Source organism: Caulobacter sp. (assembly GCF_017744445.1).
Taxonomy (GTDB): Bacteria; Pseudomonadota; Alphaproteobacteria; order Caulobacterales; family Caulobacteraceae; genus Caulobacter.
Genome location: NZ_JAGIBH010000005.1, coordinates 357,681 through 382,537 on the forward strand (window position 1 = coordinate 357,681; position 24,857 = coordinate 382,537).

Consider the following 24,857-nt stretch of genomic DNA (forward strand, 5'->3'; position numbering starts at 1 on the left):
CGGGTGGGGCTCCCGGAGGTTTGATTTAGAATGGAAACGGTGACGGATCTCAGCTTGCGCGAGATCGGTGTGGCTGCGAGCAAGGTTCTAGGACGGCCCGTCGAAGTGCGCGCAGAGTCGCATATTGGCCGTGACCTCGCTGTCGACTCCCTGGCCCTCATGAACATCATCATGGAGCTCGAAGACACCTTCGACATCTCCGTTCCCCTGGATCGCCTGGCTTCGGTCGAGACCGCCGGCGATCTTTCCAAACTGATCAACGATCTCCGGACTAGGGCTTAACGAATGGGGCTGTTTGATAAGCACCTGGCCTATCGCGACGCGTACAAGGCCATTCAGGACGCCGGCGCCGACCCGTTCAAGGTCCGCTTCGACAAGGTGATCTCGCCGACCGAAGGCGTCGTCGAGGGCCGCCCGACCATCCTGCTGGGCACCAACAACTATCTGGGCCTGACCTTCGACCAGCAGGCGATCGACGCCTCGGTCAAGGCCGTCCAGGAACGCGGCACCGGCACGACCGGCTCGCGCATCGCCAACGGTTCGTTCGAGGCTCACGTCGAGCTCGAGCAGGAACTGGCCAAGTTCTACGGCCGTAAGCACGCCATGGTCTTCACGACCGGCTACCAGGCCAATCTGGGCGTGCTGTCGACCCTGGTGGGTCGCGGCGACCACCTGATCCTGGACGCCGACAGCCACGCCTCGATCTATGACGCCTCGCGTCTGGGCCAGGCCGAGGTCATCCGCTTTCGCCACAACGACCCCGAAGACCTGGCCAAGCGCCTGCGCCGCCTGGGCGACGCGCCGGGCGAACGCCTGATCGTGGTCGAAGGCGTCTATTCGATGATCGGCGACGTCGCGCCGCTGAAGGAAATCGCCGCCGTGAAGCGTGAGCTGGGCGGCTATCTGCTGGTCGACGAAGCCCACTCGATGGGCGTGCTGGGCGCGACGGGCCGCGGCCTGGCCGAAGCGGCCGGCGTGGAAGACGACGTCGACTTCATCGTCGGCACCTTCTCCAAGAGCCTGGGCGCCATCGGCGGCTTCTGCGTCTCGAACGTCGACGACTTCGACGTCATGCGCGTCGTCTGCCGTCCCTACATGTTCACCGCCTCGCTGCCGCCGGCCGTGGTCGCCTCGACCATTACCGCCCTGCGCCGCATGATCGAGCAGCCCGAGCTGCGCGACCGCCTGAACCAGAACGCCAAGCGCCTGTATGACGGCCTGACCGCCATGGGCTTCCACACCGGCCCGACGGCCAGCCCGGTGGTCGCCACGACCATGCCGGACCAGGAGCGCGCCATCGCCATGTGGAACGGCCTGCTGCAGGCCGGCGTCTACCTGAACCTGGCCCTGCCCCCCGCCACGCCCGACAGCCGTCCGCTGCTGCGCGCCAGCGTCAGCGCCGCCCACACCGACGAGCAGATCGACGCGGTCCTCAAGACCTTCGCCGAAATCGGCGCGGCCCTGGGCGTCATCGAGCCGCTGAAGCGCGCGCGCGCCTGAGACCGCTCACGTCGCTGAAAACGAAAACGCCCGGGCTTTGCGGCCCGGGCGTTTTTGTTTGTCAGGCCGCCTTGCGCCGGCTCTTCCAGACCTTCAGCAGCACGCCCGGCGCCGCCAGGATCGGATGCCGCTCCCGCCAGGGCGTGACCTCGACGGCCACGCCGGTGTGGCGCTCGATCTTCCAGGCGGCGTAGCGGGCCGCACCCTGGAAGGTGAAGGACGCCTTCATCAGCCGCGCGGCGTTCAACGGCTTGCCCAGCAGCTTGCGCGGGGTCCAGGCCTGGCGGACGCGGATCCGCTCGGCCTCGCCCATCGCCCCGCCCTGGTCGGCCTGCACGGCCTCCATGACACGGTCGTAGCGGGCCGGATCGAAGGTCAGGATGGATACCTCGCGGCCGGCCTTCTCGACCCGCAGCTCGGCCTTGTAGGTCTCCTGGAACAGCGCGGTCCACAAAGCGTGCGGAGACCCGCCAGCCGGACCCAGCGCCTGGGCGTAGCCGGCGGCCGTGCGGCAGGCGTCCGTCACCGCATCGATCACCGTCTCGCGCGCGCCCTCGCCCGCCCAGATCAAGGCGCAGGGCTGGACAAAGCGCGCCCAGATCGTGGTGTCGTAGTCGCCGCCGCCAACAGTCTTGCGGAACTGGCTCAGGGTCATGGACGCGACCTTGGCCCGCAGCACCTCTCCGCCGTGTTCCAGCTCGTGGTAGCTGACGTCCGGCCACAGGATGCGGGTGAAGAACCCGCGCCAGCCCGCGGGCGGCTTCTCGGTCAGCACGTAGTAGTCCAGCACCCCGGACAGGTCGCCGGTCCGCAGGATCGAGCCGTAGAACAGCACCGCCCGCGCATCGGGAAAGATCGTCGCCAGATGCTCGGCGAAGGCGGTGATCGGCGCGGGGGTCGAAACGGACAGCTCGGCCGCGACCTGGTCGCGAAGCCGGCTCATCCGACCAGGAACCTCAGGGCCGGCCCTAGGCCGATGGTCAGCTCGCCGCCCTCGAACACCTCGCCGTCCAGCACGAACGGCGCGCCGCCGGCCAGGCTGATCTCGCGCGGGTCACGGCGGCGATAGCCCATGCCTTCCAGGGCCGGCACGACCTTGCCACTCAGCACCATCGGGAAGGCCTTGAGCAGACGACGCGGGGGCGCGTCGACATCCAGCATCTTCAGCCCCTCGCGCGGCGCGCCGAAGGGCATGACGCCGAACGGCAGGCGCTTCAGCGCCGTGGCCAGCACCGCGAAACGCTCGCCCTCGGGCTGGGCCTCGCCGTCCAGGGCGATCTTGGCCGGCACGCCTTCGCGCCACTCGTCGCGGCTACCGCCGAACACGGCCCGCAGCGCGGCGGTGACGATGGTCACGGCCACGGCCAGGTTATGGAAAAAGCCGACCTTGTGGACCCGCTGGGCCAGGGTCGTGGCCTTCACCGGCGCGCCGACGCCGAAGAAGAAGCCCTGCAGGCACGGCCGATGGCCGTCGGCCCAGGTGACCCGCAGCGGCGGCCGCGACTTGACGGTCGGCTCGGCGCGGCGGGCGGCGATCAGGGCTTCCTCCAGCCGCCAGTCGTCGGGCGTGCCCAGGTCGATGGCCAGCACGTTGGTCTTGCCCGAGGGCAGCACCGCCAGCATCGGCAGGTTCTCGCCGAAGGTATGGGGCAACAGGCTGATGACGTCGCGAACGGTGCCGTCGCCGCCGTCGATGACCAGCAGATCGAGGCCGTCGCGGGCAAAAGTCTCCAGCTCGGTTCGCAGGGCGTCGCGACCGAACGGCTCGACCAGGATCACCCCCTCGGGCGTGGGCCCGGGCGGATGTAGCCGATTACCGTGGCTCTTCGGATTGCGGACGACCCCGATGCGCGTCATTTCGACAGCCACGATTGGATGGAGCCCTTCGGCGCGGCGAAGCCTTGCAGGATCTGGATGGCGTGCACGATCAGGCACAAGCCGGTCCAGATGGCCACCAAAGTGAAGCCGACGTCCGGACGCCCGACGATAGCGCAGGCGGTGAGCAGGATCAGGTTCGGGTTCCGGCGCGCCGTGATCAGGCGGAAGAAGCTGTCGAACGGCCGCCAGGCGTGCACTTCCAGCTTGAAGAGCGCCAGGAAGATCCCCTCCTCCACGCGTTGCAGCACGTAGCCGGCGAGCACGATCGCCAGGCTGATTTCGGCGTAGGGGATCGACTGGCCGACCGCATAGACGCCGACGAACCAGGCCCACCACCAGAACGGCGGGTGCAGCAGGTCGATGCCGTGGTCGAAGACATTGCCCCACTTGGACGAGGTCAGGGTCACGCGGGCCAGCTTGCCGTCGACGGTGTCGAGGAAGGTCATGATCCAGGCGCAGACCAGGCCCCAGCCGAAATGGCCGGTCCAGAACAGGTACATGGCCGCCAGCACCAGCAGGAAGCCGATGCCGGTCACCTGGTTCGGCGTCATCTTGGCGATCGCCGCCCAGCGGGTGACGATCCGCGCCGGCGTCGGCCAGACGTACTTGGTGACGAGGTCGGTGACGCCCTTGTACGAGCCCTGGAACAGGCGGGCTTCGACAGCGCGCACAGTCTCCGGCGTCAGGCGCTCCAGAACCGGCGGTTCGCGCTTGCGCAGGGCGCTGTTATAGGCCGAGCCCAGCTCCAGCGCGGTCAGCCGGGTGAGGCGCGGGTCCAGGCCCGACGGATCCTGGCCCGCGCTCAGGGCTTCGGTAGCGGCATAAGCCAGCTCGGCGGGGGCGTGTACGGCCACGGCGCGGCCGGCGTCGTCGACCAGCACCGCGCCTTCGCGGCCGGCCAGGGCCTTGATCAGCGACTCGTCGAACACCCAGCCGGCGTCGACCGCCACGACGGCGTTCGACAGGTCCACGGCCGGCGTTTCGACAAGGCCGATACGGCGATAGATGCGCGACAGGCGCTCGGGCGAGCTCATGCCCCAGATGCGGCCGCCGGCTTGCCCGACGGTCAGAGCACGCGGCCCGTTATGAATTTCGCTGCTCAAAGACAGATATACCCCTTGAATCTCAAGCCGATTGATACGCAGCTTCGCGCGCTTCGACCAGAACGACCCGAACCGTCTTGTCCATATATCGCATCGCTCACCTCTCCGACCCCCACCTGCCGCCGCCGCCGGGCGCGTTTCGGTGGAAGGACGTCTTCACCAAGCGCCTGCTGAGCCGCATCGCCTGGCGCCGGAAACGCAAGGTCCACCGGCCCGAAGTGCTGGCGGCGCTGGTCGCCGACCTCAAGGCCGCTGGCCCCGATCATGTGGTGATCAGCGGCGATCTCACCAACTTTGCTTCGCGTACGGAGATCGCGGCCGCGCGCACGTGGCTGGAATCGCTGGGCAATCCCACCGACTTCACCGTCAGCCCCGGCAACCACGACGCCCTGGCCGGCTCGGCCGAGGTCGAGCGCTTCGCCACCTGGACGCCCTGGCTAGGCGATAACGGCGCGACCGACTTCCCACAGGTGCGGGTGCGGGGTCCCGTGGCGATCTTCAACCTGTGCTCGGCCGTCCGTACCGCCCCGCACCTGGCCACCGGCCGCCTGGGCGAGGAGCAGCTGAGCCGCCTGGACGCCCTGTTGGGCGATCCGACCTACAAGAATCTCTTTCGTCTGGTGACGCTGCACCACCCGCCGCAGAAGGGCGCGGTGGCCAAGCGCAAGGAGCTCGAGGACCAGGCGGAGCTCCGCAAGATCCTGGCCAAGCACGGCGCCGACCTCGTCCTGCATGGCCACGCCCACGAATCCCTGATCGGCTCGGTCCCCGGTCCGAACGGCGCGGTCATTCCGGTGCTGGGCGTGCCATCGGCCTCGTCAGGCCCACGCGGCCACTCGCCGGCCCGCTGGCACATGATCGAGATCGAAGGCCGGCAGGTTCGCGTCGTCGCGCGCGGCGTCGAGCCCGACCGTGAGGGTTTATCCGAGCTGGGTCGCTACACCCTGACCGACATCAGCGGCTAGACGGGTAGCGCACCTTCACGCGGATGACGGTCTCGCCCACCGGCTTGACCCCGAAGCGCACGGCGTCGAACGCTGGCGAAGCGAACTTGGTCGGCGCGTCGTTCGAGAAGCCGTAGCCTTCCGTCGGCATGCCGCCCGGGCTGCGGCTCAGATCACCGTTGCTATCAGCGTCATGATAGACCTCGACCGCGTAGGCGTCCTCGGGTGAAGGCAGGAAGAAACAAGCCTGGCTCATCGGGGCCGACGTCTTGATCTTGGCGCGGGCCACCTTGCCCCGCGCGGTCAGGAAACGGCTGGGATCGCCCGGATAGACCACGATCACCACATCGCCAGCATTCGAACGCAGCGCCCCGACCTGGACGGTCAGCCGGGTGGCGCTCTTGCGGCCTACGCACTCCTTGTCGACCAGCGCGCGGGCCACGCCCTGGGCGCGCGGGGTCCCCGTCGTCGCGATCATCGCGAACATTACGCCGACGAGAACGGAACGTGCTTTCATCTAAAAGGCCGCATCCTTATTGTTACGCGCAGGTGATATCGCCTGAAGTTCCGGCTTTCTCATGACCAATCCCACCGCCCTGGCGTTCGGCTATCCCGCTTCGAAGGTCGCGGAGACCGATCACTGGCTGATTCTGGTTCGTCCGAAGCAACCGACATTTGGGTCTTTGGTCCTTGTGTGCAAGGAAGCTGTCCAGGCCTTCTCCGACGTGAGTCCCGCCGCCTTCGCCGACCTGCAGGTCGCGGTGGCCGGGATCGAGCGCCTTCTGAAAGCCAAGATCGCCTACCAGAAGATCAATTACCTCATGCTGATGATGGTCGACAAAGACGTCCATTTCCACGTGCTTCCGCGCTACGAAGGCGTTCGCGAGCATGATGGTCAATCGTTCCCTGACGCCGGTTGGCCCGCTGCCCCCGCCCTGGGCTCGGCCGTGCCCCTGTCGGACGAGGCCGTCCAGCGCCTCGCCCAAGACTTCGCGCAAGCCTGGGCCGCCGCGTGAGCGCCAAGGACCTGACCGCCGGGCCGATCCGCCTGATCGACCGCTATCTGTTGCGCCTGCTGTTCTGGCCGCTGGTCGGCTGCCTGGGCGTCACCGTCGTGGCCTTGCTGCTGGAACGCGTCCTGCGCCTGTTGGACGTGCTGTCGCAAAGCAGCGCCCGCTTCGGCTACGTCACCCAGCTGGCCGCCAACCTGGTGCCGCACTATCTGGGCCTGGCCCTACCCGTCGCGTTCTTCGTGGCGCTGTTCATCGTCATCGTGAAGCTGTCCGACGGCTCGGAGATCGACGCCCTGCTGGCCAGCGGCCAGTCGCTGGAGCGCATCGCCGCGCCGTTCTTCATCGTCGCCATCTTCCTCAGCGTCTTCAGCGTGGGCGTATTCGGCTACATGCAGCCCTACAGCCGCTACGCCTATCGCGCCGTGATGCACGCGGCAATCAACGCCGGCTGGAACGGACGCCTGGCCGGCGGGGCCTTCATCGACGACAAGGGCTCGCTGCTCACCGCCGACAGCGCCGACCTGGCCGGCCAGCGCCTGACGCGGGTGTTCATCCGCCGCCTGGACGCCAAGGGCCAGGAAGAGATCATCACCGCCGCCTCGGCCGACCTGAAGATGGACGCCGGCGGCAAGACCATCACCATGGACCTGAAGGACGGCCGCCGCATCGCCCGCGACGCCGCCGGCCAGTACCGCAACCTGGCCTTCACCAGCCTGACCACCCAGACGCCCCTGGCCGCCGCGGCGGTGCTGCTGCGTGATCGCGGCAGCGACGAGCGGGAGCTGACCCTGGGCGAGCTGTACAAGCAGGCGCATTCGCCCAATCCGGTGGTCTCCAAGGAGACCCTGCTGGGCGAGTTTTACGGCCGCTGGGCGCGCGCCATCTTCCTGCCGTTCCTGCCGCTGCTGGCCTTCCCGCTGGGCCTGGCCTCCAAGCGTGGCAACCGCGCGCCGGGCCTGGTGATGGCGGGCATCCTGCTGTTGGCCTTCCAGCACTCGCTGCTGCTGGGCCAGGGCCTGGCCAAGGCCGGCAAGATCGCGCCGTTCCCGGCCATCTGGATCCCCTTCAGCCTGTTCGCAGCCCTGGCCGTCTGGCTGTTCGTGGGCAGCCGCACGCGCCCCGGCGACACCCCGGTCTCGCGCCTGGTCCGCCGTATCAACAAGGTCGTCACCAAGATCGTCCGCGCCCTGCCCCTGCCGAAGAAGCGACAAGCCGCATGAGACTGCAGCTCTACGTCCTGAAGACGGTCGCCACCCGGATCCTCGGCGCGGCCCTGATCCTGATGTCCATCCTGCAGGTCCTGGACCTGCTGGATGTCACCTCCGACATCCTGGACCGGGGCCTAGGGATGGCGGGCGTCGCCTTCTACGCTGGCATGCGCCTGCCGCGCCTGTTCGAGCAGGTGGCGCCGATCGCCGTCCTGGCCGGCGGCCTGTTCGCCTTCTCAGGCCTGGCTCGCGAGAGCGCCGTCGTGGCCATGCGCGCCAGCGGCATCTCTGGCTATCGCATCGTTGGCATGGCCATCCCCGCCGCCGTGGCGGTGATGCTGCTGGACGCCCTGTGCGGCCAGTACCTGGCCCCGCGCGCCGATCCGGCCCTGGCCGACTGGTGGAAGAACACGACCCCGGTCGCCGAGCGCAAGGTCCCCGCCCCGCGCACCTTCCGCGCCGGCGGCGACCTGGTCATCGGAGCCAGCGCCTCGGCCAGCGGTCGCGAGATCACCAGCGTCACCATCTTCCGCCGCGACGCCAAGGGCATCCTGATGGAGAAGGTCGAGGCCCCGACGGCCCGCTACGCCAACGGCAAGTGGACCCTGGACCAACCTAAGACCACCCGCTTCACCGGCGACCTGGCGCAGACCTCGACGGCCGCGTCGACCAGCTGGCCCAGCGGCCTCCGCCCCCGCGACGTCCAGAGCCTGTTCGGCGACGACGCCGTGCCCACCGCCGCCTCGGCCCAGCGCGCCCTGCAGAACGGCGCCTCGGACCGACCGGAAAGCTTCTACGCCACCCACCTGCAGGCCGCCTTCGCTGGCCCGTTCGTATCGCTGGTCATGCTGCTGCTAAGCGCGCCCGTCGCCCTGGCCAATTTCCGCAGCGGCCAAGGCGCGGTCCTGCTGACCGGCGGCCTGGCCGCCGGCCTGATCTTCCTGGTGGCCAACGGCATGCTGACCGCCTTGGGCGAGTCCGGCTCGCTCTCCCCGATCCTGGCCGTCTGGGCCGCCCCCGCGATCTTCGGCGCCCTCGCCATTCGCACATTCCTTGCCCTGGAGGGGTGATGCCTTTCGACTCCGCGAACGCCGACCTGCAGGTCATCCCCGTCCAGACTCCGGACGAACTGAAGCGCTTCATCGCCCTGCCCGCCCGCCTGAACGCCAGGGATCCCAACTGGATCACGCCGCTGTTCATGGAGCGCACCGAGGCCCTGACGCCCAAGACCAACCCGTTCTTCGCCCATGCCGAGGTCCAGCTGTTCCTGGCCACGCGCGGCGGCCGTGACGTGGGCCGGATCAGCGCCCAGATCGACCAGCTGACGCCGCAGCCGACGCCGGGCCGTCTGGACGGCCACTTCGGCATGATCGCCGCCGAGGACGACGGGGCGATCTTCCAGGTGCTGTTCCGCGCCGCCGAGGACTGGCTGCGCGCTCGCGGCCGCACCCACGTGGTCGGCCCGTTCAACCTGTCGATCAACGAAGAGGTCGGCCTGCTGGTCGAAGGCTTCGACACCCCGCCGATGATCCTGATGGGCCATGACCCGGCCTATACCGGCAAGCGCGTCGAGGAACAGGGCTACGCCAAGGCCAAGGACGTCTTCGCCTATCGCGCTGGCGAAGACGGCGACATTCCCGAGGTCGCCCGCCGCCGCGTCAAGCGCGGCCTGCCCGAGGGCGTGGTCCTGCGCCAGCTGGATATGAAGCGCTACGACGAGGAGGTCCGGACGCTGACGGACATCCTCAACGACGCCTGGAAGGAAAACTGGGGCTTCACCGCCACCACCGAGGCCGAGACCGCCCAGCTGGGTAAGGCGCTGAAGCAGGTGATCGACAAGCGCCTGATCTGGTTCGCCGAGATCGACGGCGAAGCCGCCGGCGTCGTGGTCTTCCTGCCCAACGTCAACGAGGCCATCGCCGACCTGAAGGGCAAGCTGCTGCCGTTCGGCTGGGCCAAGCTGTTGTGGCGTCTGAAGGTCAAGGGCGTGAAGTCGGCCCGCATCCCGCTGATGGGCGTGAAGAAGAAGTTCGCCAACACCCAGCGCGGCCGCATGCTGCCGTTCTGGATGATGAAGGCCAGCCGCGATATGGCGATGAGCCTGGGCTATAACCGCTACGAAATCTCGTGGGTCCTCGAGGACAACAAGGCCATGTGCCACATCGCCGAGAACGTCGGCGGCACGCATTACAAGACCTACCGCATCTACGAGAAGGCGCTTTGACTCCCTTCAAGGCCCTGATCCTGGCCGGCTCGCGCGGCGGCGAGGTCGATCCGGCCGCCGCCTATGCCGGGGTCAGCCACAAGGGCCTGATCACCGTGGAGGGCCGGACCTTGCTGGACCGGGTGCTGGACGCCGTCCGCGCGGCGGGTCCGGAGACGATCGGCGTCGCGGCCAATGACGATGCGATCAAGGCCCGCCTAGCCGACGCCGGCGTCGTCATCCTGCCCACCGCTTCGGGTCCTAGCCAGAGCGTCGAGAACGCCGCTCACCAGTTGGGCTTCCCGCTGGTGGTGACCACGGTCGACCATGCGCTGCTCAAGCCCGAATGGATCACCAGCTTCCTGGCCGACTGCCCCGACTGGGCCGACGTCGCCGTGCTGCTGGCCCCGGAAGAACGCGTCCAGGCGGCCGCCCCTCAGACCAAGCGGACCTATCTGCGTTTCCAGGACGGCCGCTATTCGGGCTGCAACCTTTTCCTGCTGCGCAACGAGAACGCGCTGCGCGTGGTCGAGACCTGGCGCAAGGTCGAGGCGCTGCGCAAACAGCCCTGGAAGATCGCCGCCATGCTGGGGCCATCCTTCCTGATCCGCTACCTGCTGAACTGGCTGACTCTGGACCAAGCCGTGCTGAAGCTGGGCAAGCTGGCGGGCGTGAAGGCCGCCGCCGTACGGGCGCACGATGGCCTAGCGGCGGTGGACGTGGATAAGCCTTCGGACCTGGATCTGGTCAGAGAATTGGTCGGAGAGACCATTTCCCAATAGCCGAGCATCCCCGCGAAAGCGGGGATCCATACTGAGGCGCCGCTTGGGTCCCCGCTTTCGCGGGGACAGTCGGATTTGGGATTAAGCGGAGATCGCTTCTTTCTCGGCCCACTGCGCCGTCAGGGCGCGGTTGTGGACGAGGTCCGCCGGGAAATCCATTTCGGACCATTCCAGACCCTGGATCGAGCGCACGCGCACGACGTCGTGCTTCTGGGCGACCTCGTTGATGACGCTGAGATACCAGCGCTTCAGGCCTTCCGGCGTGCGCATGATGCTTTCCAGCGTCTCGACGAACAGTTTGGAGCCTTCTTCGTTGAAGCGCAGGAAGCCGATGGACTCGGCGTCATACTCGGTGATCGTCTTGCCGATGGCGCGCAGAGCGTCGCCGTCGGTCAGCACCTTCATGTCGTCGCTGTCGTAGACGCCGTCGTCCTTGCGGTCGACCGTCACGGTGATCGGCGCGTCCGGGGCGCTGATCAGGCGTTCAGCGATGCCCGGCTCGAACAGGGTGTCGCCATTGAGGATCATGAACGGCCCGCCGCGCATCTCTTCACGCGCCAGCCAGCAGGTCGCGAGGTTATCGGTCACGCTGTAGAACGGGTTGTAGAGCGTGCGGATGGTCATGCCCGGCAGCTCCAGGCGCGCGACCTCGGCCTCGACCAGGTCGGCGCGGAAGCCGGTCACCACCACAGCCTCGGTCACGCCCGCCTGATGCAGGTGGCGCAGCTGCCATTCCAGCACCGTGCGGCCGGCCAGCTCGACCAGGCACTTGGGCCGGTCGTCCGTCAGGGGCGACAGGCGCTTGCCCTGACCGGCGCTGAGGATGAGAGTCTTGACCGGCTGCATGACGTTTTACAAATCTCGCTGGATCGGGGCTGTCTTCGCCCCTCTTAGGAATCGTTGGACCGCGAGCCTGCGGCCACGGGCGCATAACTGAGCACGAACCCGCCCCACGGCAAGTGCGATCGGCCCGCCAGAAGCCTGTCATGACGTCGCGGCGCAACCCCTGCCCGCTCTTTTTCCAAAACCGCGTCCAACGGGTGACGGTGAGGCCCGGTTCCGCCAGCCGTCCTTTCACACGCCTCATGGTTCAGCTTGGGTTCAGCTTGACCTGAAGATTGTCCGCTCTCCGACAGAAGCGCCCCTTCCGGAAACTGAACCATTCCACCATATGCCCATTGTCATACGGAGGATTGGGCGGGGGCCTCGGAGCGTAACCAACGGAGGCGTCGTGCTGCTCGCGGAAAGATCCATTCGTCAGTTTACTGAGGAAAAACCGGCCCAAGGCCTGCGCCTGGCGTTGTTTTCCGGGAACTACAACTACACGCGAGACGGTTCCAACCAGGCCCTCAACCGCCTCTCGGCCTATCTGATCAGCCAGGGCGCGGAAGTGCGTGTCTACTCGCCCACCACCGACACGCCGGCCTTCGAGCCCGCCGGCCAACTGGTCTCGGCTCCGTCGGTGGCGATCCCTGGTCGCGGCGAATACCGCCTGGCCCTGGGCCTGAACCGCGCCCTGCGCGCGGATCTCGCCCAGTTCCAGCCGACCGCCGTCCACCTCTCGGCCCCCGACATCCTGGGCGCCCAGGCCGGCAAGTGGGCGCGCCGCCAGGGCCTGCCGCTGGTGGCCAGCCTGCACACGCGGTTCGAGACCTATCTCTCGTACTATGGCCTCGACTGGCTGCGCCCCCGCGCCGAGCGTTATCTGGACGGCTTCTATCGCGGCTGTGATCGTGTACTCGCGCCCAACGCTCCGATCGCCGACCTGCTGCGCGAGCAAGGGCTGGGCGAGCGCGTGGCCGTCTGGGGTCGTGGCGTCGACCGCGACCGCTTCGCCCCCGCCCGCCGCGACGCCGAGTGGCGCCGCGCGCAGGGGATCGCCGACAACGAGATCGTCGTCGCCTTCCTGGGTCGCCTGGTCATGGAAAAGGGCCTGGACGTCCTGGCCGAGACCCTGACGCGCCTGCGCGGCCAGCCGATCCGCCCGCTGATCATCGGCGAGGGCCCGGCTCGGAGCTTCCTGGAAGAGCGCCTGCCCGAAGCCATCTTCACCGGCCACCTGGACGGCGAGGGCCTGGGCCGCGCGGTCTCCAGCGCCGATATCCTGTTTAACCCCAGCCTGACCGAGGCCTTCGGCAACGCCACCCTGGAAGGCATGGCGGCTGGCCTGGCCGTGTTGTGCCCCCGCGCGCCTAGCACCAGCGCCCTGGTCGCCAACGGCCAAGACGGCGTACTGGTCCCGCGCGCGGACGCGCAAGCCTATGCCGCCGCGATCTTGGCCCTCGTCAACGAGCCGATGCGCCGCCTGCGCCTGGGCCGCGCCGCTCGCGTCTCCAGCGCCCGCTACGACTGGAACGCCATCTGCGCCGCGGTGCTGGACGTCTATCGTGATCTGGGCGCCGCCCCGACGTTGCGGGCGCGCTCGGCGGCATGACGGCAGAGGCGGCGAAGAAGGCCTCACCGCTCAGGGGTTGGCTGCTGACGATCGGCGTCGGGTTGCTGGCGGTCATGCTGGCCACCCACGGCGTCGGCGCGGTGCGCGAGATCCTGGCCCAAGTCGGCTGGCAGGCCTTGATCGTCATCGCCGCCCACTTACCCGTGACCTTCCTGGCCACGGTCAGCTGGCAGGTGCTGCTGCCACCGGATCGCCGCCCGCCGCTGTCGTTCCTGTTCCGCGTCCGCTTCATCAAGGAAGCCGTCAACGCCCTGCTGCCCGTCGCCCAGGTTGGCGGCGATGTCGTGCGGGCCAAGCTGTCGGCCCGTAACGGCCTGACCCTGGCCGAGGCCACCGCCAGCTGCATCGTCGATGTGCTGGCCGGCACGGCAGGTCTAGTGCTGTTCGTCCTGACCAGCCTGATCGTCGCCATGGTCACCCTGCACGACCCGCGCCTGGCCCAGGCGGGCCTGGCCCTGGTCGGCATCGTCGCGGCCATCGCCGTCAGCGCCTATGTCGCCCATCGGGCCGGGGTTGGCCGGCGGCTGGGCCAGTTCTCGCAGCGCTGGACCGCCGTGGCCGGCCAGGTCGGCGCGCTGGGCGAAGCTTTCCGAGGCATCGGCCGCCAGCGCAAGAACCTGTTCGCCTCCTGGGCCTGGCATATGGCCGCCTGGATCGCCGGCGCGTTCGAGACCTATATCTCGATGTGGGCCTTGGGCTTGAACCCCACCCTGCTGCAGGCCCTGATCGTCGAGGGCCTGGCCCAGACGGCCAAAGTGGTCGGCTTCGCCATCCCCGGCGCCCTGGGCGTGCAGGAAGGCGGCTACCTGCTGCTGGGCGGCGCCATGGGCCTGCAGCCCGATCAGGCCCTGGCCCTGTCGCTGCTGCGCCGCCTGCGCGAGCTGACCCTGGGCGGTATCGGCCTGGTGCTTTGGCGCATGACCAAGCCCGAGACGCCCACACAGGCCCCAGAACCGGCAAGCGCATAAATCCTACATTGCGGGACACTATCCTGCATTTTGACATTGAACCCATCGCCTAGCAGCGCTACCAAAGTGCCCGGACTTTGCACGCGATAGGGAGGCGGCATGATCCTGGATCGGCGCACGCTGCTGGCTGGCCTCGTTCTCGCGCCGAGCGCCGCGCTCGCCAGGGAGGACGCCCCCGTGTGGGCCTTCGATTTCACAACGACATCCATCGGAGCTTACGATCCCGCCGTCGGTCACGGCTTCGAGCCGGGTCCGGGCCGCTTGTTCTCAGTGAGGGTCCCTGAGGGCGACTATCGCGTCACCCTGGACTTAGGCGGCGACAAGGCGTCCGAGACCACGGTCAAGGCCGAATCCCGACGCCTGATGCTGGAGACCGTCCGCGTCGGCGCCCGCAAGAGCGAGACGAGGGAAATCGTCGTCAATGTCCGCCGGCCCGAGCTGGCCCCGCCGCCGCCCAACGCCCCCGGTGGCAAGCGCGTGGCCCTGAACGCCCGCGAGGACGGCAGCTACGACTGGGACGACAAGCTGACCCTGGAGTTCTGCGGTCCCACCGCCGCCGTGCGCCGGTTGAAGATCGAGGCCGTCACGGTCCCGACCGTATTCTTGGCCGGCGACTCCACCGTCACCGACCAGCGCTTCGAACCCGCCGCCGGCTGGGGCCAGATGCTGCCGCGCTTCTTCAAGCCCGACCTGTCAGTCTCCAACCAGGCCGAGTCGGGCGAGACGCTCAAGGCGTTCCTGGTCGAGCGGCGCTTCGACAAGATTCTCAGCAAGATCAAACGCGGCGACTGGCTGCTGATCCAGTTCGGCCACAACGATCAGAAGCAGCAATGGCCCCAGACCTATGTCGAGGCCGCCACCACCTATCGCGACTATCTGCGCGCCTATGTCGGCGAGGCGCGCCTGCGCGGCGCGACGCCGGTGCTGGTCACCTCCATGCACCGGCGCAAGTTCGATGAAGCCGGCAAGATCGTGAACACCCACGGCGACTATCCGCAGGCGGTGCGCGAGACGGCCCAGGCTCTGGGCGTGCCGCTGATCGACCTGCACACGATGAGCGCGGCCTTCTACGAGGCGCTCGGCCCAGACAACGCCTGGAAGGCCTTCAACGACGGCGGCAAGGACGCCACCCACCACAACAATTACGGCGCCTATCAGCTGGCGCGCTGCGTGGTCGAAGGCATCCGGGCCAATGTGGCCGACCTGGCCGCCCACCTCGCGGCGGACCTGCCAGCCTTCGATCCGGCCAAACCGCCCTCGCCCGAGACCTTCGCCGTGCCCGCCAGCGCCGCGTCCAGCCAGGAAATCCCCCGTGGAAACTGATCGCCGCACCCTGCTGGGTCTCGCCGCCAGCCTCGCGGCGACCCCAGCTCTGGCGAGAACCGCCGAGACTTCCGTCGAGACCGTCGACCTGTGGCCCGGCGCAGCGCCCGGCGGCGAAAGGGTCACCGTCACCGAGAGCGTGATCCTGCGCACGCCGGGCGGCGATCCGAATGACACCGCCTTCCTGAACGTGACCAAGCCCTGGCTGACCATGCGCCGCCCGGCCAAGCCGAACGGCGCGGCGGTGCTGATGATCCCCGGCGGCGGCTATGTGCGCGTGGCCGTGGGCAAGAAAGGCGGCTCGATCGACGCTTGGCTGGCAAGCCTGGGGATCACCGCCTTCGTCATGGACTACCGCCTGCCCGCCGACGGCTGGGCGGCCGGCCCCGACGTCGCCTTGCAGGACGCCCAAAGAGCGATGCGCCTGATCCGCGCCCGCGCGCCGTCGCTGGGCGTCGATCCGGCTAAGGTGGCGGCCATCGGTTTTTCGGCCGGCGGCCACGTCGCCGCTCGCCTGGCGACGCAGTTCGCCCGTGAGACCTACGCCCCGATCGACGAGGCCGATAAGTTGCCAACTCGGCCGTTCGCGGCGGGCCTGTTCTATCCAGTGATCACGGGGACGGCGCCCTACGCCCACGGGCAGTCGCTGAAACAGCTTCTGGGCGCGAACCCGACGGACGCTCAACGCCAGGCGATCTCGGTCGAGCTGAACACGCCGGGAGACACGCCGCCGACCTTCATCGCCGCGGCGGCGGACGACAAGACCGTGCCGGTCGAGAACAGCATGCTGATGTGGCAAGCCCTACGCGCCAAGAAGGTCCCGGTAGAGATGCACCTGCAAGAGGTCGGCGGTCACGGCTTCGGACTCAAGGATCGCAGCGGCCAGATTGCGCCAGTCGCCCTGGCCCTGGACGCCTTCTTCAAGCGCCACGGCCTCTACGCGTGACGCTGGCGACCGACACGATCAACGCCGCAATCCTCCACGCCCACGCGCGAGGCGGCGGCGAGGTCGTGCTGCCCGCCGGCCGGCACCTGTCGTTCTCGATCCGCCTGCTCAGCGGCGTGACCTTGAGGCTGGAAGAAGGCTGCGTGCTGGAGGCCGCCGATCCGACCCTGCACGGTGGGAGCTATGACGCCGCCGAGCCCAATCCGCACGACCTGTGGCAGGACTTCGGACACAGCCACTGGCGCAACAGCCTGATCTGGGGGGAGGACGTCGAGGAGGTCGCCATCCTGGGTCCCGGCTGCATCGACGGCGCCGGCCTGACCCGCGAAGGCCCCGGCTCGCGCTGGAAGAAGCAGGCCGGCGAATTCCCGCTCAGCATGGCCGGTCTCTCGGCCGAGGCGATGGCCGAGCTGTCGCCGCAAGTCGAGGCCATGGCGGGCCAGGGCAACAAGGCCATTGCCCTCAAGCGCGCCAAACGGGTGCGGATCGAGGGCCTGACGATCTTCCAGGGCGGCCATTTCGCGGTGCTGGCCACCGGCTGCGAGGACCTGGTCCTGCGCGACCTGATCGTCGACACCAATCGCGACGGGCTGGACATCGACACCTGCCGCCGCGTGCTGGTCAGCGGCTGCCGCGTGAACACGCCCAACGACGACGCCATCGTGCTGAAGAGCTCGCTGGCCCTGGGCGAGCTGATCCCGACCCAGGACGTCGTCGTCGAGCACTGCGAGGTCAGCGGCTTCGATCCCGGCACAATGCTGGACGGGACCTTCGGCCGGACCCAGCTGGTCTCGCCCGATCAGGACCGCGTCACCGGCCGCATCAAGCTGGGCACGGAGTCAAACGGCGGCTTCAAGGACGTGACGATCCGCGACTGCCGCTTCGTTCGCTCACGAGGCTTGGCCCTGGAGGTCGTGGACGGTGGGACGATGGAGAATATCACCTGCGAGCGCCTGCACCTGCAGGAGGTGACCACCGCCCCGATCTTCCTGCGCGTCGGTGATCGACGCCGCGGACCCGAGGGCACGCCGCTGGGGGCCATGCGCAACATCGTGCTGCGCGACATCGAGGCGTTCGATGTCCTGCCCGACTACGCCGCCACGATCGCGGGTCTACCGGACTCGCCGATCCAGGACGTCACCCTGTCGAACATCCGCCTGTCCTACCGCGGCGGCGGCCCGGCTGAGTGGGCCGAGCGACGGCCGGGCGACCTGCCCGAAGCCTATCCCGAGCCCAGCATGTTCGGCCCCTCCCCGGCCCACGGCCTGTGGGCGCGGCACGTGGACGGCCTCAGGATCGACAACCTGGTCATCGAAACCACGACCCCGGACGCCCGCCCCGAGCGCCGCTTCGAGAACGTCCGCGAGATCGACGCATGATCCTGGATCGCCGCGCCCTGCTCGCCGGCCTGGCCGCCACGCCCTTCGCGGGCCAGGGCAAGCGCTTGCACGCCGACGAATTCCGCGACCTGAAGCACTGGACGATCGAGGCCGAGAAACCGGCGACCGTGACGACCAAGGACGGCGTGCTCGACATCGTCGCCCCGGCTGGCTTCACCGCCTGGTTCAAGCCCGAGCTGATCGGCCCCGTGGCGATCACCTACCAGGCCCAGGCGGTGTCGGAGGGTGGCCCCCTGGACCGGGTCAGCGACCTCAATTGCTTCTGGATGGCGCGCGAGGCCGATGGCGGTTCGCCGCTGGACCGTCCGCGCTCGGGCGCCTTCGCCGACTACGACACGCTGAAGACCTACTATGTGGGTCAAGGCGGCAATTCGAACACCAGCACCCGCTTCCGGCGTTATGTCGGCCGCGCCGGCGACAGGCCGATGCTGCCGCAGCACGATCATTCAGCCGCCGACGAGCTGCTGACGCCCAACCGCTGGACTAACGTGCAGCTGATCGCCGACGATCAGCGCATCGAATACTGGAGCGACGGCCGGCGACTGTTCGAGCACCAGGATCCGCAGCCCTACACGCGCGGCCGGTTCGGCTTGCGGACCACGCAGAGCCATCTGCGGGTCCGCCAGTTCGAGGTCTTCAGCCTACTCCCAACCGGCCGGTAGGCTGTCGGGCGCGGCGTGGCCGACAAGGGCCAGCAGCTCGAACAGGTTCAGCGCCCACTGGGCCGACTGGTTGGTCGAGACGCCTTCCATCTCGTCGATCGGGTTCAGCACCGACGGCCCGGTCACGCGGGTGATCGGCTCGGGGCTGTTTTCCTGGCCGGTCTTGGTCTTGGCCAGGAACTCCGTCCAGGCCCGCTTGGCCAGCACCGGATCCTTCAGCTTCACCGCCGCCCAGGCCGTCAGGCGCGCGTGCCAGACCGGATAGGCGAAGTGACGGTCGATCGCTGCCGGTCCCAGCGCCGCCTGCCGCTCGGCCAAGGGCGCGTTGTAGTAGGCGCAGAAGCGGACCCAGGCCTTGCTCCAGGCCGGATCGTCGATCAGCCCGTCCAGCTCGAACACGAACTCAGCCCCGCCCATGATCGTCACCAGGTGGTAGCTGGTCGTGAAGGCGCTGCCGAGATCGTACAGGGTCGCCGTGGCTGGGTCGTAGCCGAACGGCGGACCGGTGAACATGCCGTGCGACGAGGCCGCGATGGCGTCCAGGCCCTTGACGATCTTGTCCCGCCATTTCGTGTCGCCGGTCCGCTCCCAGGCCACCAGCCAGTTGCTGGCGAAGGCGAACCAGTCCGGGCCGCTGCGGGCCTGGGTCGGATAGTTGGTCTTGGCCGCGACCTTGCGCACCGGGTTGACGGCCAACAGCGCATGGTCGCCGTCATAGAGATCGGCCATCAGGTCGCCGGTCCGCTCGTCGGCGGTCAGGTAGTAGTAGTGGCGACGCAGCAGCGACTGGCTGATCCGCGCCTCCTTGGCCCCGTCGCCCCAGTGGCTGACATTGTGCCGCGAGCCCAGCCCCTTGAGCGGACCCAGGTGGTGGACGTCGACCTCGCCAGTGTGACGGGTCATGGCCTCGGCCATTCGGAAGACGTCGGCGCGGCCGGTGCGCATGAAGGCGGTCCACAGCCACAGGTCCGGGACCAGCTCGCTGTTGGCCCACGCATAGCCGCCGACGTCGTAGCGCCAGACGTGCCGGTCCTGGTCATAGCTGTGCATCACGTCGCCGTGGTCCCAGAACCCGTACCAGCGGCGCTGCTCGATCTCCTTCTTGTAGAAGCCCAGCAGACGCTCGTGGGCGGCCTCCAGCTTGGCCTTCACCGGCGTCGAGGTGTCGACCGGGGTGAAGACGCCGCCGAACGCGCCGACGCTCCGATAGTAGGCCGGAGTTGCGACCGGCAGAGCCGGATCGGTGGTCGCCTTGGCCATGCCCGACAGCGTCTCGCGCGTCGGCGTGGCGGCCATGGGCCACAGGAAGACCTGGTTGGTGCGAGCGACGCCCAACGGCGTGCTGTGGCCTTCCTCGACGTCCTCGTACTGGATCTCCAGGCCGTGAGCCTTGTCGCTGTAGTGGCGCAGATCCATCGGGCCAGCCTGCGGCGACCACAGCCACAGGGTCACGGTGGCGGCGTCGGTCGTCGCGCCATCGATCTCCAGCCCCGTCGGATGGCGCTGCCAGAAGTGGCGCAGGCCGAAAGCGACCCCGCCCGAGACGCCGCCCACATAACCCAGGCCCGGCGCGCGGCCGCCATGGTCGGCGCGCAGCCATCTGCTCTTGGTGCTGGTCCTCTTGTCGATCGCGAAGGCGTCGGCGTCGCCCTGGAACAGGCGGTAGCCATTCCAGACGGGCACGGTCAGCAGCTGGTCGCGGGTCTTGGCGTCCATCGCGGCTAGGTCCGGCACGCGCTCGCCGCGCAGCTGGTCCTGGAACTTCCCCGCCAGGGCGAACTTGGTCGGCTGCCAGCCGGGGATGTTGCGAACGGCCTCGCCCCACATCCCCTCGCCTTCCCCGGCGAAGCGGACATGGCGGTTGTGCAGCTCGTCGGTCAGCGGGACGTCGAAGCGGATCCCCAGGCCGGCGATGAAGTCCTTGTTACCGTCGCCGTCGAACGCGAAGCTGTGAGTCAGGGCCAGCCGCCCGTCGGCGTCGACCGCGACGCGAACGGTGAACGGCAGCCAGTCGCGGCCCGCGCCGCGATGCTTGCCCTCGAAGCGAACCACCGCCCGCACGGGGCCGCGCTGCTCGACGGTGACCGCGTCGATCACGCCGTCGAAGACCTGGGTCTCGCGCGGCGACAGGTCGCCGGGAGGGATGTTCTGGTTCAGGGCGACCAGACGGCCGCCGCGCAGGGTCTCGCGGCCGGCCAGGCTGACACTCTCGATCAGCGCTCCGCCCATCCGTGCGAACCGGCAGACGAACTCGCCGGCGACGACCTCGATCCGTTCAGCCGTCTCGCGCACCTGGACAGACTTGGCCGGCGCGACGGGTTTTCCCGGCGTGAGCTGGAAGCCCTTGGCGGAGCCCGCCAGCGCGTGACCGGTCCACTTCAGCGAACCATCGGGCCAATAGGCCAAAGGCCAGGTCTGCAAAGGCAGAGCCTGGCCGTCGGCGCCGATCGCCGTCAGGGTCGTCTTGGGCTTGACCGCCCCCCGTGGCCAGGGCGCGCCCCAGACCGCCGCGCCGGGCGCGGTCGGCGGAGCGTCGCTCAGCCAGTGGAAGTCGGCCGAGGCCGGCGCGGGCTTTGCGGCCCGCGCCACGCCTCCGCCGGCCAGCGCCGCGACAGGGATTACCAAACTCGAACCCAGCAAACCCCGTCGCGATACCGTCACGCCACTTACTCCCTGACCTAGTTCTTGTAGACGAAGCCGACCGCGAAACGCGCGCCGCCGAACTGCACCGACCACGGGTTCGGGGCGTTGGCGAAGCCGGCCCGCTCGGAGCCGACGCTGAGACGCGCGGCGTTCAGCAGGTTGCGGCCTTCGGCGTAGATCTCGAGGTTCGGATTGATCTTCCGCGAGATCTTGGCGTCCAGGTACTCGTACTTTTCCGAATAGAGCGGCTCGCCCGGATTGTACGGGAAGCCCACGAAGTTGCCGACATTGGTGTTCGGCGAGTTGCGGACCGGCGAGGACGAGGTGTTGTTGCACGGCGAGATGCAGGTCAGCACCCGATCGCGGGTCTGGTAGGCGATCCGGATCTTGGTGACGTCATCGTCGTACCACAGCACCAGGTTGGCGAAGTACTTGGACTGGCCTGCCGGATCCAGCGCCTCCGCGGTCAGCGGGTCGATATAGGCCGCCGCCGTGCCCGACTTGGTGGTCGAGATGTTGAAGTCCACGCCCGTGTGCTTGAACTCCCACGGCAGGAAGGTGAAGGCCGTCCGCGCCACGAACTCCCAGCCCGACTGCACATAGCCCGGACCGTTGATGAAGGTGTTCACGCCGAACTCATAGTCGGACAGGCGCTTGTTGGTGCCCGGAACCACTTCGTCGCTGCCGGCGAAGATGTTGCCGTTCTTCAGCGGCACCTGGACGGGCGCGCCGATCCGAACCTTCTGGCGGTAGTAGGCCAGGCTGAACGAGGTGTCGCGGTTCGGGTACCACTCGATCGAGGTGTTGTTCTTGGTCGCCGTATAGGGCTTCAGGTCCGGATTGCCGAAGGTGTTGGCGCAGGCCATGTCCTGCTCGCTGCCGTCGCTGTCCTGGAAGCCTTCGCGGCGTTCGTCGTAGGTGCACGACCCGGCCGGGAACAGGCGGTTCAGCGGCGGCGGGGCGATGGTCTTGGCCCAAGAGTAACGGATCACCAGCTTGTCCGGGATCGTCCACAGGGCCGCGTTATAGGCTGGCATCCAGCCCGTATATTCGCGGTTGATGCTGACCGGCTTGGTGAAGGTCGCGCTGGTGAAGCCCAACGGATTGGTCGGGTCGGCCGCGTTGAAGGCCGGGGTCTTCAGCGTATAGGTCAGGCCCACATAGCCCGAGCCCGAGACCTGGGTCTTCAGCATGCGCATGCCCAGGTTGCCGTTCAGCTCCATGTTCAGCGGCAGCTGCTGCTCGAACTCGGCCATCCAGTACCAGGATGTATACTTCTCCAGCGCCTTGTTGACCGGCTGGTCGTAGGTCTGGCCGTCGCTGCCCTTGCACGACTTCACGCAGCTGAAGTTGTAGTTCGCAGCGCTGGCCAGTTCGCTGAAGGCCTTGGGCACATCGATGCTGTCCCAGACCGTCAGGCCCTTGGTGCCTTCATAGCCCTTCATGAAGGCGCCGGAGTTATCCTGCAGGCTGTTCTGGAAGATCGAGATCAGCTTGGCCTGCGGCACGGTCTCGATGCCGTACAGGAAGGTGTTGCCGGTCGTCGGGTTGGGCGCATAGCCGTAGACGCAGGCATTCGCCGCCGTCGTCGTCGGCAGGTTTTCGCAGGCGCGGACGTCGCTGCGCAGCGCCATGGTCGGGACGAACACCCCGGCCGAGGGCGTGTAGCCGCCGGCGCCCCACGAGTTGGTGTTGGCCTCGCGATAGAAGCCGCCGATCTTGAAGCGGGTGAAGAATGGGATCTTGCCGTCGGTCAGGTAGCTGACGTCCAGCTTGTACTGATCCTCGCCGCTCTCGACGATCCGCGGGTTCCACTGCAGACGCGACAGGGCGCTGTAGCTGGCCATGCCCGGCGCGGTCGGCGCCAGCATCTGCACGAAGTTCGTCATGTTGGTTTCGTCGTAGCCGGCCGGCGTCTTGATATCCCAGATGCCGTTCTCCAACGCCGTCATGGTGGCGTTGCCGTAGGTGTAGCTGCGCGCGAAACGGCGGTCGTAGCGGCTGTAGGTCGCCTCGGTGCGGCCGCCGCGGAACTCAGCATGGATCGGGCCGCGGTCGTAGTCGGCGCCGTAGGTCAGGTAGTTGGTCTTCCAGTCCTGGGTGTTCTCGATGTGGTCGATGCCGACGGCGGCGTTGGTGATGTCGAACGAGGTCAGGTGGTGGGCGCTGTCGACCTTGATCGAGCCCGGGATGATGTTGGCGGCGATGCCGTAGGTCGGGAACGAGTTGTTGGTGACCACCGTGCCCGGCGTGGTGTCGAGCGCCAATACCCCGGTCGGGACGCCGCCGTTGTAGATGTAGTAGCCCGAGCCGGCGACCGCCGAGAGCGGGTTGATCGTGCCGGTCGGATAGAAGGTGTTGGTGACCAGCGGCGAGGTCACCTGGTTGGCCGTGGCCACGCCCAGCGAGGTGATGCCGCCGCGCGTGCGCTGGCGGTTGTCCTCGTGCTGACTGCGATTGGCGACCTGGTACTTGCCGAAGATCGTCAGGTTGTCGGTGACGCGGTAGTCCAGGCGCAGGTCCCACTCCAGGCGCTTTTCGTACTGTGACCAGTTCTGATCCCGGATCAGGTTGGGCGTGTAGTCGTTCCACTGGTTCAGACAGCTGATCTGCGAGTTGATCATCGCCGCCTGGGCCGCCTGGCGGTTGGCGTTGTTGGTCCCGGCCGAGATGGTGTTCAGCTGGGCGTCGGTCAGCAGCGGGAACGCGGCCAGACAGTCGGCCTTGGTCTTGGCGTTGGCCGACTTGGTGACGATGTCCAGCGGCGTCGGGGCGTTGAAATTGCCCGAACCGCTAGCCAGGGCCCACGTGCCGACCGGCGTGCTGGCGTCGGGACCATTGGTCGCCGCGGGATTGAAGGCCCAGGTCTTGTCGGGCGAATTGTCGAAGTCGGCGAAGCGCGTATAGCCCTGCTGGTTGTTCGAACCAGCGCTATTGAGCGCGTGGCTGTCGTTGTAGCGCTTGGTCGAATTGATGTTGCCCATCACGCCCAGGCGGTCGTCGAAGAACTTGCGCGTGGCCACGACGCCGATCTCCGGGCCGTACTTCTTCGAGAGGGTGTTACCGGCGGCCGCGCCGCGCACCGAGATGAAGGGCTTCTTGAAGTCCAGGCCCGTGCGGGTCTGGATCTGCACCGTGGCCCCCAGGCCGCCAGGCGTCATGTCGGCCGTCTGGCCCTTGATGACGTCCAGGCTCTTGATCATCTCGGCGGGCAGTTCGCGCATGTCGGCCGAGCGACCATCGCCGGCGCCGGCCGCGAGGCTGAAGCCCGAGGCCGCGACGCCCAGGCCGTCCAGCTCGACGCGGGTCAGGTCGGCGCCGTTGCCGCGAATGGCGAAGCCGTCGCCTTCGCCGAAGCCGTTACGCTCGATGGCCACGCCGGCGATGCGCGACATGGCTTCGTTGACGTTGCTGTCCGGGAACGAGCCGACGTCGTCGGCGACGATCGAGTCCTGGGCCGTCTTGCTGCGCTTCTTGCGCTGGATCGACGACTGTTGCGAGGCGCGGGCCCCGACGACGATCACCTCGACGGTGTTGTCCTCGGCGGCGGTGTTGGCAGGCGCCGAGGATTGCGCCAGGGCCGGCTGGCTCATGGCGAGGCCAGCGCTCAAGGCCAGGATTGATACGGTGGCGGCGGCCGCGCGGCGGCGAGCCCTGATGAGCTGCATGAAGTCCCTCCCTGTATGGCCGGAACCCCGTCCCCACGCGGCTCCGCACGCCTCCCGAACCGCGACGGACCCGAGGGATCCGAACCGGACACGACGACGCATTATTAGTACAAATACCGTAGTGCCATATGTTGAGATGTCAACGCAATTTGTGGGAAGAC

21 protein-coding genes are annotated in these 24,857 nt (G+C 68.0%); 14 read left to right on the forward strand and 7 right to left on the reverse strand.

Annotated elements, in window-relative coordinates:
- Positions 1–30 precede the first annotated feature (30 nt).
- Both J7528_RS09850 and spt read left to right on the forward strand, forming a co-directional pair.
- Positions 31–282: an acyl carrier protein gene (locus J7528_RS09850; RefSeq protein WP_291873422.1), complete on the forward strand. Its 252-nt coding sequence runs from the start codon at positions 31–33 to the stop codon at positions 280–282.
- 3 nt (positions 283–285) lie between these two features.
- Positions 286–1,500, forward strand: coding sequence for a serine palmitoyltransferase (gene spt, locus J7528_RS09855; RefSeq protein ID WP_291873424.1), 1,215 nt, complete (start codon positions 286–288; stop codon positions 1,498–1,500).
- A 61-nt stretch (positions 1,501–1,561) separates the two neighbouring features.
- On the opposite strand, the gene J7528_RS09860 is transcribed toward spt, so the two are convergent.
- From J7528_RS09860 to J7528_RS09870, 3 genes are read right to left on the reverse strand one after another with little or no spacing between them, the layout of a single operon-like run.
- Positions 1,562–2,443 (reverse strand): hypothetical protein, encoded by an 882-nt coding sequence (locus J7528_RS09860; RefSeq protein ID WP_291873426.1) that lies wholly within the window; start codon positions 2,441–2,443, stop codon positions 1,562–1,564.
- A complete protein-coding gene (locus tag J7528_RS09865; protein WP_291873428.1) occupies positions 2,440–3,435 on the reverse strand; it encodes a diacylglycerol kinase family protein in 996 nt (331 codons plus the stop codon). The genes J7528_RS09860 and J7528_RS09865 overlap by 4 nt, the downstream gene beginning before the upstream one ends.
- On the reverse strand, positions 3,354–4,481 hold the full coding sequence (locus J7528_RS09870) for a CDP-alcohol phosphatidyltransferase family protein (protein WP_291873430.1): 1,128 nt from the start codon (positions 4,479–4,481) through the stop codon (positions 3,354–3,356). Before J7528_RS09870 ends, J7528_RS09865 begins: the two co-directional genes overlap by 82 nt.
- A gap of 77 nt (positions 4,482–4,558) precedes the next feature.
- On the opposite strand from J7528_RS09870, the gene J7528_RS09875 reads away from it, so the two are divergent.
- Entirely contained in the window at positions 4,559–5,446 is an 888-nt protein-coding gene (locus J7528_RS09875) for a metallophosphoesterase (RefSeq protein ID WP_291873431.1), read from the forward strand.
- On the opposite strand, the gene J7528_RS09880 is transcribed toward J7528_RS09875, so the two are convergent.
- On the reverse strand, positions 5,436–5,942 hold the full coding sequence (locus J7528_RS09880; protein ID WP_291873433.1) for a DUF2141 domain-containing protein: 507 nt from the start codon (positions 5,940–5,942) through the stop codon (positions 5,436–5,438). The two genes, J7528_RS09875 and J7528_RS09880, sit on opposite strands and share 11 nt — an antisense overlap.
- 61 nt (positions 5,943–6,003) lie before the next feature.
- On the opposite strand from J7528_RS09880, the gene J7528_RS09885 reads away from it, so the two are divergent.
- The 5 genes from J7528_RS09885 to J7528_RS09905 are packed head-to-tail and all read left to right on the forward strand — an operon-like array spanning position 6,004 to position 10,631.
- On the forward strand, positions 6,004–6,441 hold the full coding sequence (locus J7528_RS09885) for an HIT family protein (protein ID WP_291873436.1): 438 nt from the start codon (positions 6,004–6,006) through the stop codon (positions 6,439–6,441).
- Positions 6,438–7,658 (forward strand): LptF/LptG family permease, encoded by a 1,221-nt coding sequence (locus J7528_RS09890; RefSeq protein WP_291873438.1) that lies wholly within the window; start codon positions 6,438–6,440, stop codon positions 7,656–7,658. The genes J7528_RS09885 and J7528_RS09890 overlap by 4 nt, the downstream gene beginning before the upstream one ends.
- Positions 7,655–8,716 (forward strand): LptF/LptG family permease, encoded by a 1,062-nt coding sequence (locus J7528_RS09895; RefSeq protein ID WP_291873441.1) that lies wholly within the window; start codon positions 7,655–7,657, stop codon positions 8,714–8,716. The genes J7528_RS09890 and J7528_RS09895 overlap by 4 nt, the downstream gene beginning before the upstream one ends.
- A complete protein-coding gene (gene bcerS, locus J7528_RS09900; RefSeq protein WP_291873443.1) occupies positions 8,716–9,870 on the forward strand; it encodes a ceramide synthase in 1,155 nt (384 codons plus the stop codon). Before J7528_RS09895 ends, bcerS begins: the two co-directional genes overlap by 1 nt.
- Complete coding sequence (locus J7528_RS09905) at positions 9,774–10,631, forward strand: nucleotidyltransferase family protein (RefSeq protein WP_291873444.1); 858 nt, start codon at positions 9,774–9,776, stop codon at positions 10,629–10,631. The genes bcerS and J7528_RS09905 overlap by 97 nt, the downstream gene beginning before the upstream one ends.
- Positions 10,632–10,712: 81 nt before the next feature.
- On the opposite strand, the gene J7528_RS09910 is transcribed toward J7528_RS09905, so the two are convergent.
- Entirely contained in the window at positions 10,713–11,477 is a 765-nt protein-coding gene (locus J7528_RS09910) for an NTP transferase domain-containing protein (protein ID WP_291873446.1), read from the reverse strand.
- A 385-nt stretch (positions 11,478–11,862) separates the two neighbouring features.
- Between J7528_RS09910 and J7528_RS09915 the strand changes: the two genes are divergently transcribed.
- The 6 genes from J7528_RS09915 (at position 11,863) to J7528_RS09940 (ending at position 18,385) form a co-directional block, all read left to right on the forward strand.
- Positions 11,863–13,065, forward strand: coding sequence for a glycosyltransferase family 1 protein (locus J7528_RS09915; RefSeq protein WP_291873448.1), 1,203 nt, complete (start codon positions 11,863–11,865; stop codon positions 13,063–13,065).
- Entirely contained in the window at positions 13,062–14,054 is a 993-nt protein-coding gene (locus J7528_RS09920; protein ID WP_291873451.1) for a flippase-like domain-containing protein, read from the forward strand. Before J7528_RS09915 ends, J7528_RS09920 begins: the two co-directional genes overlap by 4 nt.
- 99 nt (positions 14,055–14,153) lie before the next feature.
- Positions 14,154–15,377: a rhamnogalacturonan acetylesterase gene (locus tag J7528_RS09925; protein WP_291873453.1), complete on the forward strand. Its 1,224-nt coding sequence runs from the start codon at positions 14,154–14,156 to the stop codon at positions 15,375–15,377.
- The gene (locus J7528_RS09930) at positions 15,367–16,323 is read left to right on the forward strand and encodes an alpha/beta hydrolase (protein WP_291873456.1); all 957 of its coding nucleotides are present in this window, start codon (positions 15,367–15,369) and stop codon (positions 16,321–16,323) included. The genes J7528_RS09925 and J7528_RS09930 overlap by 11 nt, the downstream gene beginning before the upstream one ends.
- Positions 16,320–17,702, forward strand: coding sequence for a glycosyl hydrolase family 28 protein (locus J7528_RS09935; RefSeq protein ID WP_291873458.1), 1,383 nt, complete (start codon positions 16,320–16,322; stop codon positions 17,700–17,702). The genes J7528_RS09930 and J7528_RS09935 overlap by 4 nt, the downstream gene beginning before the upstream one ends.
- Positions 17,699–18,385: a DUF6250 domain-containing protein gene (locus J7528_RS09940; protein WP_291873459.1), complete on the forward strand. Its 687-nt coding sequence runs from the start codon at positions 17,699–17,701 to the stop codon at positions 18,383–18,385. The genes J7528_RS09935 and J7528_RS09940 overlap by 4 nt, the downstream gene beginning before the upstream one ends.
- On the opposite strand, the gene J7528_RS09945 is transcribed toward J7528_RS09940, so the two are convergent.
- Both J7528_RS09945 and J7528_RS09950 read right to left on the reverse strand, forming a co-directional pair.
- A complete protein-coding gene (locus tag J7528_RS09945) occupies positions 18,365–21,010 on the reverse strand; it encodes a Tat pathway signal sequence domain protein (protein ID WP_291873462.1) in 2,646 nt (881 codons plus the stop codon). The two genes, J7528_RS09940 and J7528_RS09945, sit on opposite strands and share 21 nt — an antisense overlap.
- Before the next feature lie 53 nt (positions 21,011–21,063).
- Positions 21,064–24,696: a TonB-dependent receptor gene (locus tag J7528_RS09950; protein WP_291873465.1), complete on the reverse strand. Its 3,633-nt coding sequence runs from the start codon at positions 24,694–24,696 to the stop codon at positions 21,064–21,066.
- Positions 24,697–24,857 lie beyond the last annotated feature (161 nt).

Bases quoted from the DNA above. Each gene is read 5' to 3' on its own strand.
- spt (WP_291873424.1), top strand. From the start codon at position 286: ATGGGGCTGTTTGATAAGCACCTGGCCTATCGCGACGCGTACAAGGCC.
- J7528_RS09925 (WP_291873453.1), top strand. From the start codon at position 14,154: ATGATCCTGGATCGGCGCACGCTGCTGGCTGGCCTCGTTCTCGCGCCG.
- J7528_RS09860 (WP_291873426.1), bottom strand. From the start codon at position 2,443: ATGAGCCGGCTTCGCGACCAGGTCGCGGCCGAGCTGTCCGTTTCGACC.
- J7528_RS09850 (WP_291873422.1), top strand. From the start codon at position 31: ATGGAAACGGTGACGGATCTCAGCTTGCGCGAGATCGGTGTGGCTGCG.
- J7528_RS09880 (WP_291873433.1), bottom strand. From the start codon at position 5,942: ATGAAAGCACGTTCCGTTCTCGTCGGCGTAATGTTCGCGATGATCGCG.
- bcerS (WP_291873443.1), top strand. From the start codon at position 8,716: ATGCCTTTCGACTCCGCGAACGCCGACCTGCAGGTCATCCCCGTCCAG.
- J7528_RS09940 (WP_291873459.1), top strand. From the start codon at position 17,699: ATGATCCTGGATCGCCGCGCCCTGCTCGCCGGCCTGGCCGCCACGCCC.
- J7528_RS09895 (WP_291873441.1), top strand. From the start codon at position 7,655: ATGAGACTGCAGCTCTACGTCCTGAAGACGGTCGCCACCCGGATCCTC.
- J7528_RS09920 (WP_291873451.1), top strand. From the start codon at position 13,062: ATGACGGCAGAGGCGGCGAAGAAGGCCTCACCGCTCAGGGGTTGGCTG.
- J7528_RS09950 (WP_291873465.1), bottom strand. From the start codon at position 24,696: ATGCAGCTCATCAGGGCTCGCCGCCGCGCGGCCGCCGCCACCGTATCA.
- J7528_RS09885 (WP_291873436.1), top strand. From the start codon at position 6,004: ATGACCAATCCCACCGCCCTGGCGTTCGGCTATCCCGCTTCGAAGGTC.
- J7528_RS09910 (WP_291873446.1), bottom strand. From the start codon at position 11,477: ATGCAGCCGGTCAAGACTCTCATCCTCAGCGCCGGTCAGGGCAAGCGC.